Origin of the sequence: Hippea sp. KM1 (assembly GCF_000526195.1) — a bacterium.
Taxonomy (GTDB): Bacteria; Campylobacterota_A; Desulfurellia; order Desulfurellales; family Hippeaceae; genus Hippea.
Map to the genome: position 1 here is coordinate 1,374,696 of NZ_JAFP01000001.1, position 20,328 is coordinate 1,395,023.

The 20,328-nt window shown below is 44.3% G+C and carries 20 protein-coding genes; 4 read left to right on the forward strand and 16 right to left on the reverse strand.

The window, feature by feature from the left end; genetic code table 11:
- Position 1: 1 nt before the first annotated feature.
- From D891_RS0107030 to D891_RS0107045, 4 genes are read left to right on the forward strand one after another with little or no spacing between them, the layout of a single operon-like run.
- Positions 2-1,258 carry a glutamate-5-semialdehyde dehydrogenase gene (locus tag D891_RS0107030; RefSeq protein ID WP_029952116.1) on the forward strand — a complete coding sequence of 419 codons (1,257 nt, stop codon included), beginning with the start codon at positions 2-4 and terminating at the stop codon, positions 1,256-1,258.
- A complete protein-coding gene (nadD, locus tag D891_RS0107035) occupies positions 1,255-1,884 on the forward strand; it encodes a nicotinate-nucleotide adenylyltransferase (RefSeq protein WP_025270417.1) in 630 nt (209 codons plus the stop codon). The genes D891_RS0107030 and nadD overlap by 4 nt, the downstream gene beginning before the upstream one ends.
- Positions 1,881-2,198 (forward strand): ribosome silencing factor, encoded by a 318-nt coding sequence (rsfS, locus tag D891_RS0107040; protein WP_025270418.1) that lies wholly within the window; start codon positions 1,881-1,883, stop codon positions 2,196-2,198. Before nadD ends, rsfS begins: the two co-directional genes overlap by 4 nt.
- Entirely contained in the window at positions 2,191-3,936 is a 1,746-nt protein-coding gene (locus D891_RS0107045; protein WP_025270419.1) for a diguanylate cyclase, read from the forward strand. Before rsfS ends, D891_RS0107045 begins: the two co-directional genes overlap by 8 nt.
- Here the strand turns inward: D891_RS0107045 and D891_RS0107050 are convergent.
- From D891_RS0107050 to dapA, 16 genes are read right to left on the reverse strand one after another with little or no spacing between them, the layout of a single operon-like run.
- Positions 3,933-4,769 (reverse strand): SIR2 family NAD-dependent protein deacylase, encoded by an 837-nt coding sequence (locus tag D891_RS0107050; protein ID WP_025270420.1) that lies wholly within the window; start codon positions 4,767-4,769, stop codon positions 3,933-3,935. The genes D891_RS0107045 and D891_RS0107050 overlap by 4 nt on opposite strands.
- Positions 4,756-5,811, reverse strand: a complete 1,056-nt coding sequence (locus D891_RS0107055; protein ID WP_029952117.1) for a radical SAM/SPASM domain-containing protein — start codon at positions 5,809-5,811, stop codon at positions 4,756-4,758. Before D891_RS0107055 ends, D891_RS0107050 begins: the two co-directional genes overlap by 14 nt.
- Positions 5,812-5,813: 2 nt before the next feature.
- On the reverse strand, positions 5,814-6,458 hold the full coding sequence (locus D891_RS0107060; protein ID WP_025270422.1) for a potassium channel family protein: 645 nt from the start codon (positions 6,456-6,458) through the stop codon (positions 5,814-5,816).
- The gene (locus tag D891_RS0107065) at positions 6,455-7,777 is read right to left on the reverse strand and encodes a TrkH family potassium uptake protein (RefSeq protein ID WP_025270423.1); all 1,323 of its coding nucleotides are present in this window, start codon (positions 7,775-7,777) and stop codon (positions 6,455-6,457) included. The genes D891_RS0107060 and D891_RS0107065 overlap by 4 nt, the downstream gene beginning before the upstream one ends.
- The gene (locus D891_RS0107070) at positions 7,752-8,705 is read right to left on the reverse strand and encodes a glycosyltransferase family 2 protein (RefSeq protein WP_025270424.1); all 954 of its coding nucleotides are present in this window, start codon (positions 8,703-8,705) and stop codon (positions 7,752-7,754) included. The genes D891_RS0107065 and D891_RS0107070 overlap by 26 nt, the downstream gene beginning before the upstream one ends.
- Positions 8,702-9,361: a ribulose-phosphate 3-epimerase gene (gene rpe, locus D891_RS0107075; protein ID WP_025270425.1), complete on the reverse strand. Its 660-nt coding sequence runs from the start codon at positions 9,359-9,361 to the stop codon at positions 8,702-8,704. Before rpe ends, D891_RS0107070 begins: the two co-directional genes overlap by 4 nt.
- Complete coding sequence (locus D891_RS0107080) at positions 9,351-10,616, reverse strand: hemolysin family protein (protein WP_025270426.1); 1,266 nt, start codon at positions 10,614-10,616, stop codon at positions 9,351-9,353. The genes rpe and D891_RS0107080 overlap by 11 nt, the downstream gene beginning before the upstream one ends.
- An 11-nt stretch (positions 10,617-10,627) precedes the next feature.
- Entirely contained in the window at positions 10,628-11,548 is a 921-nt protein-coding gene (gene thiL / locus D891_RS0107085) for a thiamine-phosphate kinase (RefSeq protein ID WP_025270427.1), read from the reverse strand.
- Entirely contained in the window at positions 11,545-12,657 is a 1,113-nt protein-coding gene (locus tag D891_RS0107090) for an AAA family ATPase (protein WP_025270428.1), read from the reverse strand. Before D891_RS0107090 ends, thiL begins: the two co-directional genes overlap by 4 nt.
- A gap of 37 nt (positions 12,658-12,694) precedes the next feature.
- Positions 12,695-14,392 (reverse strand): chloride channel protein, encoded by a 1,698-nt coding sequence (locus tag D891_RS0107095; RefSeq protein ID WP_025270429.1) that lies wholly within the window; start codon positions 14,390-14,392, stop codon positions 12,695-12,697.
- On the reverse strand, positions 14,389-14,631 hold the full coding sequence (locus D891_RS0107100; protein ID WP_025270430.1) for a hypothetical protein: 243 nt from the start codon (positions 14,629-14,631) through the stop codon (positions 14,389-14,391). Before D891_RS0107100 ends, D891_RS0107095 begins: the two co-directional genes overlap by 4 nt.
- Before the next feature lie 3 nt (positions 14,632-14,634).
- Positions 14,635-15,117: a hypothetical protein gene (locus tag D891_RS0107105; protein WP_025270431.1), complete on the reverse strand. Its 483-nt coding sequence runs from the start codon at positions 15,115-15,117 to the stop codon at positions 14,635-14,637.
- A complete protein-coding gene (locus D891_RS0107110; protein ID WP_025270432.1) occupies positions 15,053-17,287 on the reverse strand; it encodes an ATP-dependent DNA helicase in 2,235 nt (744 codons plus the stop codon). Before D891_RS0107110 ends, D891_RS0107105 begins: the two co-directional genes overlap by 65 nt.
- Positions 17,287-18,627, reverse strand: coding sequence for an amidophosphoribosyltransferase (purF, locus tag D891_RS0107115; RefSeq protein ID WP_025270433.1), 1,341 nt, complete (start codon positions 18,625-18,627; stop codon positions 17,287-17,289). The genes D891_RS0107110 and purF overlap by 1 nt, the downstream gene beginning before the upstream one ends.
- 1 nt (position 18,628) lies before the next feature.
- Positions 18,629-19,432 (reverse strand): 4-hydroxy-tetrahydrodipicolinate reductase, encoded by an 804-nt coding sequence (gene dapB, locus D891_RS0107120; RefSeq protein WP_025270434.1) that lies wholly within the window; start codon positions 19,430-19,432, stop codon positions 18,629-18,631.
- A gap of 15 nt (positions 19,433-19,447) precedes the next feature.
- Positions 19,448-20,326, reverse strand: coding sequence for a 4-hydroxy-tetrahydrodipicolinate synthase (gene dapA, locus D891_RS0107125; RefSeq protein ID WP_025270435.1), 879 nt, complete (start codon positions 20,324-20,326; stop codon positions 19,448-19,450).
- Between the last annotated feature and the right edge of the window lie 2 nt (positions 20,327-20,328).

Sequence of the window (20,328 nt, forward strand, 5' to 3'; positions counted from 1 at the left end):
GATGAACTTAGAAGAGAAGATAGAAAAGCTCGCATACAACACAAAAACGGCCAGCCGAGGCCTGACAAAGATCACCGAGGATAAGATAAATGCCGTCTTGGAGAAGCTCAAAGAGCTGATCGATAAAAACAGACAGAGGATAAAAGAGGCAAACCAAATAGACATAGAAAACGCCAAAAAGGCAAACCTCAAGGCCTCATTAATCGATAGATTGCTCCTAAACGACAAAAGAATTGACGGCATGATAGAGGCAACAGAAGCGGTTAAAAAGCTAAAAAGCCCTGTTGGTAAGGTAATTGATGGGTGGAGATTGCAAAACGGCCTAAACATAGAGAGGGTTAAGGTTCCGATAGGGTGCCTTGGTATAATCTATGAGTCAAGACCCAATGTAACGGTCGATGCCTCTATTCTGTGTTTAAAATCCTCAAACGGCGCCATTTTAAAGGGTGGCAAGGAGGCGATAAATTCAAACAGGGTGCTGGTTGAACTCATAAAGGAATCCCTAATCAGTCAAAACATAGACGAAAATGTCGTAAACTTCATAGATGAAACAGACAGGAAAGCCGTTCTGTATATGCTAAAATTAGACAAATACATAGACGCCATAGTGCCAAGGGGCGGTGAGGGGTTAATCAAATTTGTAAGCCAGAATGCCACAATGCCGGTAATAAAGCACGACAAAGGCCTATGCCACGGCTATGTCGATGAATCTGCAGACCTACAAAAAGCACTCTCTATAGCATACAACGCCAAGGTTCAAAGGCCGGGCGTCTGCAACGCTTTGGAGACGCTTCTAATTCACAAAAACATAGCAGAGGGGTTCTTGGTTGAGTTTAAGAAGTTGATGGATGAGGCCGGCGTGGAGTTGAGGGGATGTAAAGAGACGCTGAAGATACTGCCGGATATAAAACCGGCAACGGATGAGGATTGGGATAGTGAGTATTTAGACCTCATACTATCGATAAAAATCGTAAACAGCATAGATGAGGCAATAGAGCACATCAACAGACACGGCTCGCAACACTCAGAGACCATCATCACCGAAAACCACACCAACGCCGAGCGGTTTTTGGATGAGGTGGATGCAGCATGCGTCTATGTCAATGCATCGACACGATTTACAGACGGCGGCGTATTCGGTTTTGGGGCAGAGATAGGTATAAGCACCAACAAATTGCATGCAAGGGGCCCTGTGGGATTGGATGAGCTAACCACATACAAATACAAAATCAGGGGAAATGGACAGATAAGACGGTGAGAATAGCCATATTTGGCGGGTCTTTCAATCCCATACACATAGGCCATCTAAGGGGCGCCATAAGCGTTTATGAGACATTTAAGCTAAACAAGGTGGTATTTATGCCTGCGGGTAACCCGCCCCATAAGAAGGTCGAACAGACAACCCCGCAACAACGGTATCAGATGGTCAAACTGGCCACAGAGGGTCTGGACTTTTTTGAGGTATCGAGGCTTGAAATAGACAAAAAAGGCATTAACTATACGATAGAAACCGTTTATGAGTTCAAAGAGAGCCATCCCAGCGATGAGCTGTTTTTCATTGTTGGAACAGATGCATTCTATCAATTGGATAGCTGGAAAAACCACAGGGAGCTTGTTGGATTGATTACATTTATCCTGATAAAGAGACCTGAATATGACACAAGCGCTATATTAAAAAAATACTCAAGCATCGTAAACTTCGAAAGGATAGAGAAAGAGGGTGCCTATAGCGCCAAGAAAAACACGGTTTACATATACACGCCACCGGCCTTTGATGTATCATCGAGCATGATCAGGAAGAAGATAAAAAACTCCGAATGCATAAGGTATCTGGTTCCAGAAAGCGTTGAAAAGTTTATAGAGAAAGAGGGGTTGTATAGATGAAGGATACAATTGTTGAGATTTTAAAAGAAAAGAAGGTGGAAGACATAAATGTGGTCGATTTAAGGATGAAATCGGCCCTGTTTGATTTCTTCGTTATAGGAACGGTCCAGTCCAATAAACAGGTCTATGCCATACTGGATGAGATCAAGAAAAAAAACATAGAGATCCACCACATAGAGGAAACATCCGACGGCAACTGGACATTGATAGACTGCTATGATGTTGTCGTTCACCTCTTCACAGAAGACAAAAGAAGGGAATACGATCTGGATTCTCTGTGGGATGCAACGGTGAAGATAAAGGAAAATGGTTGATTTAAATCACGCTGTAAAGATAGCCCAAAACACATACTGGGTCGGTTCTGTATTAAAGGATGATCAATTCCAATGCCATGTCTATCTAATCGAGAATGGAACCGAATCCATATTGATAGACCCGGGCTCAAGGCTTAGCTATGAACAGACCAAACAGAAGATAGAAGAGGTCATTCCCTTAAACCACATAAAATACATCATATGCCACCATCAAGACCCGGATATAACCGGCTGCATAGACAATCTCCTAAACGATATAGGCTCAAGCGACATATATCTCATAACACACTGGCGGGCATGGGCCCTGCTTAAACACTTCGGGTGGAATGTCAAGCTATATGAGATAGAGGAGCACGGATGGAAGCTGAAGGCTTCAGATACAAAGCTAAAGTTTGTGTTTACCCCATATCTCCATTTTCCGGGTGCTTTTTGCACATTTGACGAAAAAACGGGGGTTTTATTCTCAAGCGACATCTTCGGTGGATTTACGCCAAAGTTTGAGTTGTTTGCAAAAAGTGCAGACGATTACTTTGAAAAACTCAAACCGTTCCATCAGCACTATATGCCGAGTTCTGCCATCCTAAACCACGGCCTGGATGAGATAGAAAAATACCCCATAGAGATGATAGCACCCCAACACGGCTCAATAATAAAAAAGGAGCTTATAAAGCCCATCATAGAGAAGATGAGAAGCCTTGAGTGCGGCATCTTCAAGAACTTCAAATATACAAAAGACATCGTCAAATTATCAAAGATAAACGATGCGCTGGAGTCTGTCATAAACATAATAGCATCACAGGAGAGGTTCTTCGGTGTGGTGGATACAATAATAAACAACCTAAACGGTTTTTATAAGATAGACTCCATAAAGGCATTCCTAAGCGATGAGAATAACGAAAATATACTTATGCTGGATTCGGATTCCAAAAACATCAAACTCATTGAGGATAAACAGAAAACCCATATACTGCTGGATGCAGCCTTTTTGATAGAAGAGGGCGCCTTCTTTTACAGGCCATCAAAGATACACAAACTCTTAAATATAAATGAACCCTCATACACCTTCGCCGTAAAGGATAAGGATGGGAGGCAACACGGCATCTGCTTTGTGATATTCAACCCGACGGATATAAATTCACACATGGATCCAGAGATCATATCGAAATTTGAGCTGCCATTGACGCTTTCGCTTTTAAAAGAGAAACAGCTCTTCTGCCTGGAGAATAAAAACAGAAAGCTCTATGAGGAATCACTTAAAGACCCGCTAACCGGACTTTACAACAGAAGATACATGGAGCTGTTCATGAAAAGGGAAGTTGAGATGGCCAAACGCTACAAGCACACCCTTTCTGCCCTCATGATAGACATAGACGACTTCAAGAAGATAAACGACCAGTACGGACACAGGGTGGGGGATGAGGTTTTAAAGAAGATAGCAAAAATAATATTGGATTCAACAAGATCCGTTGATGTGGCAATAAGGTTTGGCGGAGAGGAGTTTGTCGTAATACTACCCAACACAAACATCTCAGACGCAAAAGCAATTGCAGGAAGGATCAGGGAAAATATAGAAAACAGCTCCATCCTTGAATGTGAGGATAAAAGCTCTACCAGATGCACGGTGAGCATCGGCGTCTCATCAACGGACAACTCCACTTCCATAGAAGAGCTTATCAACTATGCAGATAAGAACATGTATAAAGCCAAACGCAACGGCAAGAACAGGGTCATCGCCTAACCGCCAAATACCATCCTTTGTATTATCTCAAATGCCTCCTTTGCCCTTTTCTGGATAAACAGATTGGGCTTGCATACGGCCGTTGATGACGGATCGGGGTTTATAGTCACAACAAAAGACCCCCTCGATTGAAATCTAACGGCCAAATAGTCGTTTGTCGGCACAGCAGAGGAGGAACCTATAAGGAATATCAAATCTGGAACACCAACATCGTCAACAAAGGCTTGATAGTTCCTTATCTGGTATTCATTCTCCACATAACCCCAATCGCCAAACATCAGTATATTGGGACGCAAAAGCTCACCACAATGGGGGCATTTAGGCAGGTTGGTTGCTATCATCGTTTCATAATCCAGATCACACAGCGGCACATCTGTATTGGGTTTTACGCCGTATTCACAGGAATAGCCCCTCATACACTGCAGCCGCCACATGGAGCCGTGAACCTCATACACCAAGGATTCATCAAGCCCCGATATGATATGGTATCCGTCCGTGTTTGTTGTATGAACAAAGGATTTTTCAAAGACCTCCCCTATAAGTCTGTTTACAACATGATAACCCAAATGCGGCCTGTTTTGGTGTGCATTGCGCCTGCGCCATTCATAGAACGCCCAGGCGTACTGAGGTCTAACCTCGAAACTGTGGGGGTTTGCAAGGTCTATTGCATTAAGACCCAGCCTCTTAAAAACGGGGAAGTTGCGCCAATAGCCCTCTTTGTCCCTGAATGTCGGTATGCCGCTGTCTGCACTCATACCAGCGCTTGTCAAAAACAGACAGCTCTCTGCATTCCTTATCCTCTCCTCAAGCAGTTTAAAATCATTCGTCTTCATAGCCACTACCCTCCACAAAACAGTAAGGGTCTAAAGCCAAATAATCGCCGAAATAGGCATCGGCTCTGGCTCTGCAACCGCCGCACACATTTATATACCTGCAGGTTGCACATTTTTTATTGTATAACGAAAAGTCCCTGAGTCTTTTAAAGATCTCAGAATTATGCCATATATCCAAAAAACCCCTATCGAGTATATTGCCCGCATCCCTCAAAAAATAGCTGCACGGCTTAACCCTTCCGTCAAAACCTATAAAGGCTATCAGCTGACCCGCAACGCACCCTTTAGCCCCGCCGGTTGAAAACTTTAAACTCCTCCTTTGATAATCGAGCTTATTGCGTTTTGATTCTATATCCACCAAAGCGTAATACTCCGGTGCACATGTGGGTCTTACCAATATATCCTTCTCTTTCAACTCCATCTGAAAATGCCACTTTAGTATCTCTTTGTAGCTCTTCTTATCTATCAACTCCTCCCTTATTTCTTCTGCCCTACCTGTAGGCACAATCATAAACATATACCACGCCTTTGCGCCTAAGGATTTGGCCAATCTGTATGTGCTTTCTATGTCATGCTGATTGCGCCTTGTGAATGAGGAGTTGGTTATAAACTCAACACCGGCCCCTTTTAACATATTGGCTGCCTTAACTGTGGCATCAAAGGCGCCCTTAACCTTCCTAAAATCGTCATGAACTTCAGCTTTCGAGCCATCCAAACTCAAAGATACAATATCGATGTGTTTTTTAATCCTCAAAGCCATATCCTCATCAATCAATGTCCCGTTTGTGGCAAGCCCCACCCTCATCCCCTTTGAGTGTATAAAGTCGGCTATATCAAAGACATCCTCCCTCAAAAGCGGTTCACCACCGGTTAAAACAACAACGGGCTTAAACTGTTGCGATATTTCGTCTATCGTGTTTGTTATATCCTCAAAGCTCAATCTATCCTTCAGGTTCATTGAGGCCGATGTCCTGCAGTGTATGCAGTTCAGGTTGCATCGAGGGGTTATCTCAAATGCCAACCACTTCAATCCAAATTCCATTGCTATCTCAACCTTTCTATATCCTCTTTCTTGGCAACGACGATCAATGTATCTCCCTTTAGTATTATGTCGTTGGGCAGTGGGTTTATATTAACCCGCTTCTCCCTCTCTATGCCTATTATGTTCAAGCCAAACCGCCTTCTTACATCAAGCTCTACAATGCTCTTGTTAAAAAACATTTGGGGCGCTTTTATCTTTGCTAAAAGATACCTGCCCGTGGAATCCAAAGCCTCAATCACATCAAGACCGGCCAGATGGTTTGCCAGATCAACCCCCTTCTCCTTTTCCGGGAATATGACCCTTCTTGCGCCCACTTTAGCCAAAACCCTGCCGTGCAATGGGCTTGTAGCCTTTGCGTATATATCCTCGATACCGAAACCGTGCAGTATGGCAACGGCCAGAACACTCGTCTCTATGTTGTTGCCAACAGAAACAACCACCGTTGTTGCATTGTCCACGCCTATCTGCTTTAAGGCCGCCTCATCTGTGCAGTCCGCCTGATAGACATTCTCTATTATCTGTGCAAGGTCCTTTACCCTCTCCTCATCGTTGTCTATACATATAAGCTCTTTTCCAAGCTCAGAGAGTCTCTCTGCCACACTGCGTCCAAACCTGCCCAATCCTATAACGCAAAACAACTCACTCATACAAAGATTCTCCCCTCTGCCAACCGATAATTCCTGGTCGACTTCTTCCTAAAGAGGGCAACAGAAAAACTAAACAACCCTATCCTTCCAACAAACATCAAGACAATTATAACAATTTTACCCAAATCATCAAAAGAGCCAGACAAACTGACATTTGTATTGCTTATGGATAGCCCCACCGTGGAGATGGCAGAAACCGACTCAAACAAGACCCTCAAGAAGTTTACATTCTCTATGTCGCTAAGTATAAAAGACGAAAGGGAAACAACGATAAATGAGAGCGACAACACGACAAAGGATTTATACACCACCTCATCCGGCACCTTTCTTTTGAAGGCATCCACATCCCTCTCACCTCTGATGTATGAATATATGGCCTTCAAAACCACAAAAGCCGTTGTCGTTTTGATCCCGCCTCCCGTGCCGCCTGGTGATGCACCGATAAACATCAAGATAACAAACAAAAATATGGTGGAGTTGTGCATATAGCTTAAATCCACAGTATTAAAGCCTGCCGTCCTTGTGGTTATACTCTGAAACAGGCTAACCAATGCATCCTTAAAGAAGCTATTGTGTGCCAATATACCATCCCTTTCAAGCAGGAATATCAATACGGCACCGCCCACTATCAAAAAAGCCGTAAAGCTTAAGACAACTTTTGTATGCAAGGATAGATACCCTATATTGCCCCTTCTATACAAAAACAGCTCATCCAGCACAATAAACCCGATGCCACCCAAAACAATCAACGACATGATGGTAAAATTAACCAAAACATTGTATTTATACCCAACCAACGAGTCGGCAAAGAGCGAAAAACCGGCGTTATTAAAGGCGCTTATGGAGTGAAAAACGGCATAATAAAACCCATCCAAAAGCCCCATCTTGGGCACAAAAACAACCATCAAGACAACAGCCCCGACAAACTCGCACAACAGTCCGAAAATCATGATCCTTCTAAAGAAGCTCGTTATGGAGTGCATCTCGGGGTAATTCAACGCCTCCTTAAGAAGGAGCTTATCCTTATATGTCAACTTCCTCTTAAAGGCTATCATAACAAAGGAGGTCATGCTCATATACCCAAAGCCACCCACCTGAATGAGCGCCAAAATCACGATCTGGCCAAACAGGGTAAAGTGGCTCATGGGCAGGGTTATAAGGCCCGTTACGCAAACAGCCGAGGTCGAGGTAAACAGTGCATCGACTAAAGAGGTGGTGCCTTTTGATGCAAAAGGAAGCAAAAGTAGAACGCTTCCAAGCACTATAACGGATAGAAAGCCTAAAACTATGGCCTTAAGCGGGTTTTTCGTTATCGTCATTTAGAATGGTTCTTATATTATAGATCTTCTTATCCTGACTCTCGTAATATATGCGTGTAAGTATTTCGCTTATTATTCCTATGCCTATCAGATTAATGCCCGTCAATATAAGCAGAACACCCAACAGCAATAAGGGTCTATTGCTTAAGGAAACCCCGAAGAATATCTTTTGAACGGCCAAATACCCATCTATCAGAAAACCCAAAAAGAACATAAAAAACCCGACGATCCCAAAGAAATGGATGGGGCGTGTCATAAACTTCTGCATGAAATAGACTAAAATCAGATCCACTATAACCCTGAAGGTTCGTGATAGGTTGTATTTGCTCTTTCCAAACTTCCTGGGATGGTGATTAACCTCAACCTCGGCTATGCTCGCACCATAGATATTCGCCAAAGCCGGAATAAATCTGTGCATCTCTCCATACATATGGAGGTTCTTTGCCACACAGGCCCTGTATGCCTTAAGAGAGCACCCGTAATCGTGAAGCTCAACCCTTGTTATCTTGCTTATGAGCCTGTTTGCAACCTTTGATAAGAAAACCCTTTTAGGCTCATCCTGTCTCTTCTTCCTCCAGCCACTTACCACATCATACCCTTCGTTGAGCTTATTTATCAGCTTTGGTATATCCTCTGGATCGTTCTGCAGATCACCGTCTAAGCTTACGATAATCTCACCGTGTGCATAATCAAACCCTGCGGCCATGGCAGCTGTTTGACCGAAGTTCCTTCTAAATCGTATAACCTTAAACTGCTTATCCTTATCGGCTATCCGCTTAAGCTCATCAAATGTGCCATCGCTTGAACCGTCATCAACAAAGATTATCTCATGGTCATATCCGTTCTTTGTCATTACATCCTTTATCTTCTCATACAGAAGACCTACATTATCCTTTTCGTTATAAACAGGCACCACAACGCTTATCATAAAAGCTCCCTAAACTCCTCTATCGTTTTTTTGTAATCGTCGCTTGAGAATATGGCGCTGCCGGCAACAAATACATCGACACCCTTCCTTGAGAGCATGCCTATGTTCGTTTTGTTTATGCCGCCATCGACCTCAATAAGGAAGTCCAAACCGTTTCTCTCTCTGAATTCCACCAACCACTCAACCTTTTTTACTATGTTTGATATGTACTTCTGGCCGCCAAAACCCGGATTTACGCTCATCACAAGCACCATATCCACAAATTCAAGCACATACTCAAGCACCTGAGGCGGTGTGGCCGGATTCAGTGCAACGGCAGGCCTTGCCCCAAGTTCGGCGATTCTATTCACAACCCTGTTTAGATGCACAACGGATTCCTGATGAACACACAGATAATCAGCACCAGCCTCAACATACCTCTCAAGCCACAACTCCGGTGTCTCTATCATCAGATGCACATCAAGCGGCACCCTGGCCACCCTTTTAATCTGGGATACGATAAACGGCCCGAAGGTCATGTTGGGAACAAAATGTCCGTCCATTATATCCAGATGCAACATATCACATCCTGCATCCTCAACGGCCTTAATCTCATCGGCCAGATGTGTAAAATCACACGATAGAAGCGACGGTGCTATAAGCTTGTTATTCTTCAATTTTCCTCACCTCAACCTTCTCTATTTTCTTGCCATTCACCTTTAAAACCCTTATTTTATACCTACCCTCAAGCTCAAACTCATCACCTTCATTGGGGATCCTATCGGCTAAATCGTAAACAAGCCCGGCCACCGTTTCATACTCCTCCATATAGCTCTCCTTGTTTATGCCCAGCTTCTCGCAAAAATCATCCAGATCCATACCGGCATCGACAATATACACCCCGTTATCCAACTTTACAAACTCATCCTCTTCCTTCTCATCGTATTCATCCCTGATGTCTCCCACGATCTCCTCCAGTATATCCTCCATCGTCACAAGGCCTGCCACACCGCCGTATTCATCGATAACGATGGCGACATGTATATGCCTTGCCTGAAACTCCTTAAACAGGTCGTATATGTGCTTGGTTTCTGGCACAAACATTGCATCCCTTAAAATCTCCCTTATGCTTATGGAGTGTATATCCTTCTCTTTTGCCTTTTTTATCAAATCCTTTATGTATGCTATACCCACTATGTTGTCTAAATTACCCTCATAAGCCGGTATGCGGGAATACTCATACTCCTCTATTATCTCAAGCAGCGTCTCTATGGAGCTTTCAACATCGACGCATACCATCTCCGTTCGTGGAACCATTATCTCCTTAACCGATATGTCCTTTATGTCTATGATGTTGTGCATCATCTCCCTGGTCTGATTCTCCAATATACCCTCTTTTTCGCTGACATTTATCATAAACTCCAGCTCTTCCTCCGTTATAAGCGGTTTTTCGCCGCCAACCTCACCACCGGCTATCTTTATAACCGCCGTTGCGAATATGTTGATTATGTATGTAAAGGGATAGAACAAATAATACAGAACGGCCAATATCCTTATGGAGAACTTAGCAAACCTCTCTGCGTTGTGTTTGGCAAATGTCTTTGGCGTTATCTCGCCAAAAAAGAGTATCAAAATCGTCATAACAGCCGTTGTGACTGCAAGTTGAGAAGAACCAGACAGCTTCATAGCCAAATCGCCAGCCAAAACAGAGGCAAATATGTTAACTATGTTGTTTCCTATAAGTATGGTGTTTAGCATCTTGTTTGGGTGGTGCAACCACAAGGAGAAATACTTAGCATTCTTATCGCCACTCTGGACTATCTGAGAAACCTTAAGGGGGCTCAACGATGTCAAAGCGGTCTCCGAGGATGAAAAGAAGGCACTGCAGATTAAGGAAAACACAATCAACAACCCCTCTGTATTCACACCCATCTCACTCTCCCTCAAAAGTGCTTATATCCACAATCATCCACCTTCTCCCTTTTACCATCCCTGATAAGCTCAACACCCATACCCTCAACAACCTCACCCACAATACTAAAATGGCCCATCTCAATCAGGCGGTCTTTGTATTTTCTATCTATACAGGCAATGATTTGATAATCCTCACCGCCGCATAGCATCTCATGCTTTGTTATAAAATCGGCATCACAAAACGGTATACTGTCCCACTCTACAACCATGCCAACCCCACTCTGCTTGCATATATGATTGCAATCCTGAATAAAGCCATCGCTTATGTCTATCATAGCCGTCGCCATACCTTTAACGCTTAAGGCCTCTTCTATCCTGGGTGTGGGGTTTAGATGCGCTTCTATATACCTATCGGCTCCTTTGATATTGTATTTTAGGGCAAAAAAACCGGCATAGGAGCAGCCTATCCTGCCACTAACGCATACAAGATCACCTACTTTGGCCGTGCTCCTTTTTACCGACTCACCCCTTTTATTTTCGCCCATTATTGTTATGTTTAAGACATTCACGCTCGATGAAGTCGTATCACCACCCAAAAGCTCAACGCCAAATTCATCCGCCACCTCACAAAAACCATCTATAAAGTGGTCTATCCACTCCACCTCCATATCCCGCAAAGAAAGGCTTAAGAAAGCCCATCGGGGAACAGCTGCCATTGCAGCAATATCGCTTATGTTAACAGATAGAGCCTTCCTGCCCAACAGATACGGATCAACATCCAAAAAGAAATGCACCCCCTCAACGAGCGCATCAACCGAAACAACGATCTCGCTGTTGCCAAACGGCAAGATGGCGCAATCATCGCCTATGCCAACAAAACCGCTCGAAACATCGAAGCGCCTTTTTATCCTATCAATTAAACCAAACTCACCCAACTGTTTTATCTTCAAATCTTATCGTTCTCCTTCGGTATAAAGTATTTAACGGGCTTTGATGTGTATAGTTGATCAACCCTGCCATCCTTGAAATTGTGCGGATAAAGATACAGACCCTTGCCCTTAACCTGAAGATGCTTTGGCACCTCCATTATATTACCATCTCTTATATCCTTTATGGCCCTATTTATGGCAGCATAACAAGAGTTGGATTTCTTTGCCTTGCTCAAATAGACACAACAGTGGGCAAGCGGAATCTTAGCCTCAGGCATGCCTATTTCCTTTACAATCTGCAAAACGGCGTTGGCCAAAACAACGGCATGGTTATCCGCCAGGCCTATATCCTCGCTGGCAAATATACACATACGCCTTGCAATGAATTCAACATCCTCGCCAGCCTCAAGCAACCTCGCCAGATAATACAAGGCGGCATCGACATCACTGCCACGCATGCTCTTTATAAACGCAGAGACGATATCATACCTCTCGGTTTCATTGGAATAACCCAAATCCACACCAAACAGGGCCTCTATATCACCCTCTTTAATCTCATCATGCTGTTTTAATATATCAATCATGCCCATCAGCCTTCTTGCATCACCAGAGGCATACAAAACAAGCTTATCCAACAAAGCCTCATCTATCTCTATAAACCTTTTTGCAAGCCTCTTTAGGTCAGACTCAGAAAGCCTCTTAAACTCATAGACAAAACATCTTGAGCGCAAGGCCTTTGTCAGTTTAAAATACGGATTGAATGTGGATGTGCCTATCATAACAACACTACCATCCTCCAAAAAAGGCAGCAAGACATCCTGTTGCTTTTTATCAAACCTGTGTATTTCGTCTACAACCACAAGAATGGGGGATTCCTTTGAACCCTTCTTCAGGGTTTCCTTAAGCAGTTTGGTCGAACAATCGGTCGCATTGAGATAGAAAAATTCAAGCCCATGTCTTTTTGCCAGAAGCTTAGCATAGCTGCTCTTGCCAACACCCGGTGGTCCAAACAAGACAAGCGAGGGTGGTTTATTGCTACTGTGGTAAAACAGATAGAGCGGCTTACCCTTCCCAAACAGATGGGGCTGTCCAACTAACTGATCAAAATCGACACACTCGCCCTCACCCATTTACTATCACCGTCTCACACATTTACCTAACATTATACTATTTCTGGCTCCTTTTCAAGGTTGCATCGCTTCTGAGCAGCCTCTGTTTAAAATACAAAAAAGAGACAAACTTCAAAAAGGCGTTTACATCGAGCATGCCGACATAAATCTGGTTTTTGTCGTTTTCCACAACCGGTATATAATCAACATCTATATGGCTTAGAAACTCAAAAACATCCAGTCCGTTGGAGTTAAGCTTAAGATAACCCGGATTGGGAGTCATGATGTCTTCAACCCTAACATCCTTCTTATCGAACTCACCGATAAGCCTGACATCCCTGAAGGACAAAACACCCACCAGCCTATTATCCTCCACAACGGAGAAATAGCTCGAGTTGCTACCCATAAGCTCAAAGATAACCTGCTCTATCAATTGATCCTTTTTAAGCGTTAAAATAGAGGTATCTATAAAGTTGGTTATCTTCACATTCACAAGCTCATTTCTGTAATCCTCATTCATTAAATCAAACCCCTTCTGCATGGCTGAGCGTCCGAAGTGGATCTTATCCTGCAAAAGACTGGAAAAATATACCGTAAACACAGATGTAAGCATCAACGGCAGTATCATATGGTAATTCTGGGCAAGCTCTGCAACAATCAGGGTAGACCTAAACGGTGCAAACGAGATGCTCGCCGGTATGGAAGCTGTGCCTATAAGGGCAACATCCAGCGGGTTTATGAAGGAGAAGAAGTGGTGGGCAACGCTCCCTATGGCAAAACCGAAGAAGGCCCCGCCGAATATGGACGGTGCAAAGATACCGCCGAACATACCGCTTGCAAATGTTATGGCCAAAGCCACCATCTTAACAAGACCAAGAATAAAGGCCTCCTTCGGAGCAAATCCCAAGGAAAACAGCCTGCTAACCTGATCATATCCAAGAGATGCAGCATCGGGGTAAAGCCACAAAAGCAGACCCACCATCAGACCACCGATTAACGCCTTGGAATAGAAGGAAAAGTGGAGTTTTTCTGATAACACCACCGCCGATTCAAAGACATACTCAAACATATAGACCATCAGGGCAAACAGAAAAGAAAAAACAGGCAAAAATATCAATATTCTATAATCATAGCTCAACTTAGGCACAAAAAACGCTGGATAGTTGCCTAAAAAATACCTCGATATGGCCGTGCCGACAACCGATGAAACGCTCAAGGGTATTATAACATTAAAACTGAGCCTTCCCAGGATAATCTCAAGACCAAAGATAACGGCAGCTATTGGGGCATTAAAGGTTGCAGCCAAAGCAGATGATACACCGCAGCTGACAAGCAGTGGCACATTGAAGTTTTCAAAACCCAGCCCCTTAAGAAACAAGGAGGAGAGGGAACCGCCCAACTTGGCTATGGGGCCTTCCCTGCCGACCGGAACGCCAAACCCTATATTTACAGCAGAAAGAACCACCGTAGCTATGCCCTTTTTGTAATCCAGCCTGCCCTTCTTTAAAACAATGGAGCGGGCGACCGAATCGATTGTGGGATTTGAGGGGTTATCCAACAGGTTCTTTATAACAAAGGCAGAAACCAGAAATAGAATGGGTATGCTCAAAAGATAGAACCTGCTATCGGAAAAAAAATCTATAGCAAAAGAGAGTTTAAGGGAGTGTTTAATCAACTCTCTCATGAAAATGGCGGAAAATCCACCTATCACACCAACCAAAGCGGGCAATACAAATAGCTTGAAAAAACCCTTCATGCCCTAACTCTTCGTATAAGACCCCCTATAAACTGCCCCAAAAAGAACGCACTTACCATTACAGGAAATGTATACAGCTCAAAACCCAAACCACTCAAAAGCCTTAATGCTATTACAAACGGTATGGGCGCATGGATATAGACAAACCACCTCTTGGAATACCTCTGAACAGAGGCCCTCAAATACCCAAACGGCAGGTTTATCAAAAACACCAGAAAAGCCACACTGAATAAGCTCATACATCACCCCTTAACATTCACCTTTAACAGCCTGATCCTCAATCGCCTGTTTTTGCTTCTTAGGATAAAATCTACAGGTATGTATACGCCTTTAAATTGTCTGCATTTGAGTATCACCAAATCCTTAAATCCATTTCTGCAGAGGCCAAAGAAATTTTCAGATATGCCCACAATAAGGGCCTTATAGCTGTTCAGATCGACATCGGAAAACCTCAAATCCTCATATCTTTTGTTGGACTGATAATCCACAACATACACATCACCCCCTTTAACATACAAGCCATACACCGAAAACCCCAGGGCGTTTATAACATCCATCCTTAAGTTGCCGCCTGAGAGGCTAAAGAAACCCTCAAAGTCCTTACCGCCATAGTTGGCCTCAAATGTGCCGTTAATGGTTTTACCCTTATGGGCAACGGGTTTAAAGGTTGTACACCCCCCTATCAAAAGCAACAAAAAAATCAACAATCCTGTCTTTAACCTCATCCTTCTTCACCCTCTTTACCGTTATATGAGGAATACTCCTTAAAAACACATCCCCATAGGATTTACTCAAAATCCTGCTATCCAAAACAACCATAACGCCGTGGTCATCCGACTTCCTGATAAGCCTGCCCAGGCCTTGCCTAAACCTTATGACAGCCTTTGGCAGGGCATACTCGAAGAACGCATTGTGCCCCTCCCTTTTTAGAAGGTCGTATCTTGCCTTCTCTATAGGGGTCGTTGGAACCTCAAACGGCAACCTCACCATCACAAGAACACTCAACCCCTCGCCCCTTACATCTATGCCCTCCCAGAAGCTGCCCGTAGCAAACAAGAAACCGTTTCCCTTTTTAAATCTATTCAAAAGCTCAAAATTATCAAGCTCTCCCTGCCTATACACCCTAAAGCCATACCCCTTTAGCCTATCATGCACCCTATCGTAAACACCGTTCAACATGGCATAGGATGTAAACAAAACCAGCACACCCTTATTACTGCCCTTCAACGCCTCACCAATAGCAACAACAACATCGGCAACATCACCATCAAACCCATCCTGCATGGGCTCCTTCACATCCTCAACAACAAACAACCTGCTCAGTCTCTCATAGTCAAAATTGCCTTCTGCTATAAACTCAACGGCACCATCCACACCCACACTGTTTTTGAAAAAATCCAAACTACCACCCACAGATAGGGTGGCCGATACAAATACAACACTGGATAGCCTTTTGTAAAGATAGCCCCTTAGAGCATCCCTTACATCCAGCGGCGTCATATTGAGGTGTATGGTTTTTCTAAAGCGCTTCATCCAACAGACAAAGCCCTCCTTGAGGTTTAAGAAATCACCTAAATTATCAAGATAGTTAGAAAGAAGCAGCACAACCCCCTTCACATCCACAAGCTCATCGTCCTTATTCTCCTTCAGAAATCCCTTCAGATTATCCAAAACGGTACTCAGCACTTCCAAAACCCTGTTAAGTGGCTTAAATACCCTGTCGATATTATCACTATCGATTCTAAGCTCATCGCTATCCATCACCCCGATAAGCTCATCAAAGGCATCGGCAAGCTCAGACCTGAGGTTAACTATCAATTCCTTTAATCCCTTATATCCATCAATGGCCGCAAGAAAGCCGTAAGCATCGCCCCTTCTTTTTGTATAAAGCATATCGATACTGCGCAACACATCATCTGAGCTCACACTAACCGTATAATAGTTTGTGGCGTTTCTTTCTATATTGTGCGCCTCATCAAAAACAACGGCGTATGCATCGGGCAAGATCCTTGCATTCTCCAAAACGGAATCGGATAAAACCAGGTGGTGGTTTGCGACAATTACATCGGCCTTCTCAAGTTCCGATCGCGCCCTGTAAAAGAAACACGAATTCTTATAGTAAGGGCATTTAGAGTGCGCACAAGATAGGGTTGAGCTTTCAATGCTTCGCCAAACATCCTCAGAGACACCCTCATACACAGAAAAGAATTCAGACTTAAGCCCCGTCTTTGTTGTTGATAGAAACTCACCTATACTTTTATAAACATCGCCCTCAAACAGGATTGGACTGCCCCTATTTATGGCCTCTATAGCCTTCCTCTTGCACAGATAGTTAGACCTGCCAAGCGCCAATGTTGCCTTAAAATCTATAAACCCCTGAAGGAACGGTATGTCTTTTTCTATAAGCTGTCTTTGCAGGTTTATAGTATTCGTTGAGATAACAACCCTTTCTTTGTATTCCTTGCAAAACACAACACACCCAACAAGGTATGCAAGGCTCTTTCCCACGCCGGTTGGTGCCTCTATGATGGCGTTTTTGGACTCCTTGAGGCTATCAAAGACAATCCTTGCGATCTTTAGCTGATCGTCCCTTTTTTCAAAATCGCTATTTGAAAGGATCCTTTCAAAAAGACCATCAACATCCTCTTTCGGTTTTGCTATGACCTCAACCGTTAAATCAACAGGATCCAAGCAGAAAAACCAACCAATCGATTCTGAATGCTCTGCAACCAACCTCAAGGCCTCAAGCCTATCCCCACAAACCATCAATAGATCACCCTCTATTCTATCGGCCTCGGATATAACCTCTATTATGTCGGAATCCAATTTTACCCTAAAAATGGAGGATGGGCCTGCTTTTTTTAGCAGACCCAAAGAGCTTAAAGACAGTTGCATTATCTTTCAAATTCTATGGGGTAATTGCCGTTGAAACAGGCAAAGCAATAGCCCTCCCCTCCCACGATGCTTTTAAGTCCCTCCAGGGAGAGATAGGCCACCGAATCGGCTGTGGAGTATTTCCTTATCTCATCAACCGTGTGGGATGAGGCTATAAGCTCCTTCTTCGTCGGTGTATCTATGCCGTAAAAGCACGGGGATATAACGGGTGGTGAGGCTATCCTCAGATGCACCTCAGAGGCCCCTGCGCTCCTTATCATCTTGACAATACGCCTGCTTGTTGTCCCCCTAACAATGGAATCATCAACCACAACAACCCTCTTGCCGGCCAAAACATCCTTGGCCGTGTTGAGTTTTAATCTGACACCGAAGTTCCTTATCGATTGGCTCGGCTCGATAAATGTCCTGCCTACATAGTGATTCCTTATAAGACCAAAATCAAACTGCAAGCCGCTCGCCTTTGCAAAACCCAAAGCCGCAGGCACACCGGAATCCGGTGTCGGTATAACAATATCCGCCTCAACGGGAGACTCTTCAGCCAACACCTCACCCATCCTCTTTCTGATGGAATAAACATGCCTATTCCACAGAAGCGAATCTGGGCGGGCAAAATAGATATATTCAAATACGCATTTATGTTCTGCCTGATCCTTAAAGGGTTTGTGGGAATGTATGCCGTCCCTGTTTGCAATCACCACCTCTCCAGTCTCCACATCCCTTATAAACTCAGCCCCTATCAAATCAAATGCACAGGTCTCTGAGGCAAACACAACCGCATCGTCTAACTTACCTATGGATAATGGCCTGAAGCCCCACGGATCCCTGACCGCATACATCTCATCCTCTCTCATAATCACCAGGCTGAAGGCGCCTTTGATTATGGAGAGTGCCTCAACCAGACGCTCAAAGAAGCTGGTCTTCTTACTCCTTGCTATGAGGTGTATGATTACCTCGGTATCGGAGTTGGAGTTAAAGATCGCCCCTTCGTTAACCAACTGCCTCTTTATACCCAAAGCGTTAACCAGATTACCGTTGTGGGCAATGGCTATATTACCTAAATCAAAATGGGCGTGCAGGGGTTGAACATTGGCTAATGATTCATCACCGAATGTGGAATACCTGTTATGGCCAATGGCGAGCCTGCCCTTTAGGGACGATATAACGCCCTTTTTGTTGAATATCTCGTTTACAAGCCCTCTGCCCTTATGAACATAGAATGTATCCCCATCGGTGGACACTATACCAGCGGCCTCCTGCCCCCTGTGCTGGAGTGCATGGAGGCCTAAATAGACATAATTGGACGCCTCCTGTTTGTTAAAAACACCGACTATACCGCACATCTTATTTTAAACCCAACACATCCTGCATGGAGTAAAGACCGGGCACCTTATCAATGACCCACTTTGCAGCCCTTAAGGCGCCCCTTGCAAATGTATCCCTCGAGGAGGCCTTATGGGTTAGCTCTATCCTCTCCCCAAGGCCTGCAAAGATTACGGTGTGCTCACCCACAACATCACCGCCCCTTAGGCTCATTATACCTATCTCTTTTGGGTCTCTTTTACCAATCAGCCCCTTTCTGCCATAGACGGCAACATCCTCTAAATCCTCTCCAATTCCTTTGGCTGCAAACTCGGCCAACTTCAAAGCCGTGCCGCTTGGAGCATCGGCCTTAAACCTGTGGTGCATCTCGACTATCTCAATATCGTAATCATCCTTTAGCGTCCTTGCCACATCCTCAACAAGCTTAAACAGTATATTCACACCCAGACTCATATTGGGTGCAAGCACGATCGGCACGATAACCGATAGTTTTTCGATCTCCTTTATCTGTTGGTTGTTCAGGCCCGTGGTGCCTATGACTATGGGTTTTTTATGGTCAGCTGCAACCCTAACATGGGATAGTGTGGCATCAGGCGCCGTAAAATCTATAACAACCTCACCCTCATCAATGATCTTTGCTAAATCGTCTTTTATGGATATACCGTTTGATATACCCGTTGCCAGAACACCGGCATCCTGCCCCACAGCGGAAGAGCCTTTAGCTTCAACCGCACCAACCAATGTAAGTTCGCTATCCTCACCTATTAAGGCGCATATCCTTCTGCCCATCTTGCCTGCTGCACCGCAAACTATCGTCCTAATCATCTCTCCCCCCTTCCTTTATATTAAGCCCAACTCTTTCAGAACAGACCTTAACCTCTCCTTGTTCTCAGAAGACATCTTACACAGAGGCAGCTTAAACTCTTCTTCAACATAACCCATAATAGCCAAGGCCGTTTTTACCGGTATGGGGTTTGTCTCATAGAACATAGCCTTATGGAGCTTGTAAAGTTTATGGTGAAGCTGTTTTGCCTCATCAAGCCTGCCCTCTACAAAGGCATCGTATTGTCTGGCCACAAGCTCGGGCACCACATTAGCGCTAACGGATATAACACCCGTTCCGCCTATAGACATCATGGGAAGCGTCAGGAAATCATCGCCGCTAATTACACTGAAACCCTCTTTCGCCCCCTCTATAATCTCAGAAACCTGATTCAGCGAACCGCTGGCCTCCTTTATACCTATTATGTTGTCTATCTCAGAGAGCCTTATAACCGTCTGCGGCAGGATATTTACCGATGTCCTGCCTGGTACATTGTAAAGAACCAAAGGCACGCTAATGGCCTCGGCTATTGTTTTATAGTGCAAGTATAGTCCCTCCTGTGTGGGCTTGTTATAGTAAGGAGCAACGGATAGTATGGCATCAGCACCGGCACCTATGGCTATCTTTGCAAGCTCTATGACCTTCTTGGTGTTATTGGTTCCTGCACCTGCCAAAACAGGTATTTTACCCTTACACTCCTCAACGGCAACGCCGATGGTTCTTTCGTATTCCTCCAAATCCATGGTTGCGGCCTCACCCGTTGTGCCGCATGGAACAAGGCAGTCTATACCGCCATCGATCTGCCTCTTTATGAGCTTCCTGAAAGCATCTTCGTCTAATTTGCCATTTTTGAACGGTGTAATGATAGCCGTCATAGCCCCCTTCAACTCAAACATAC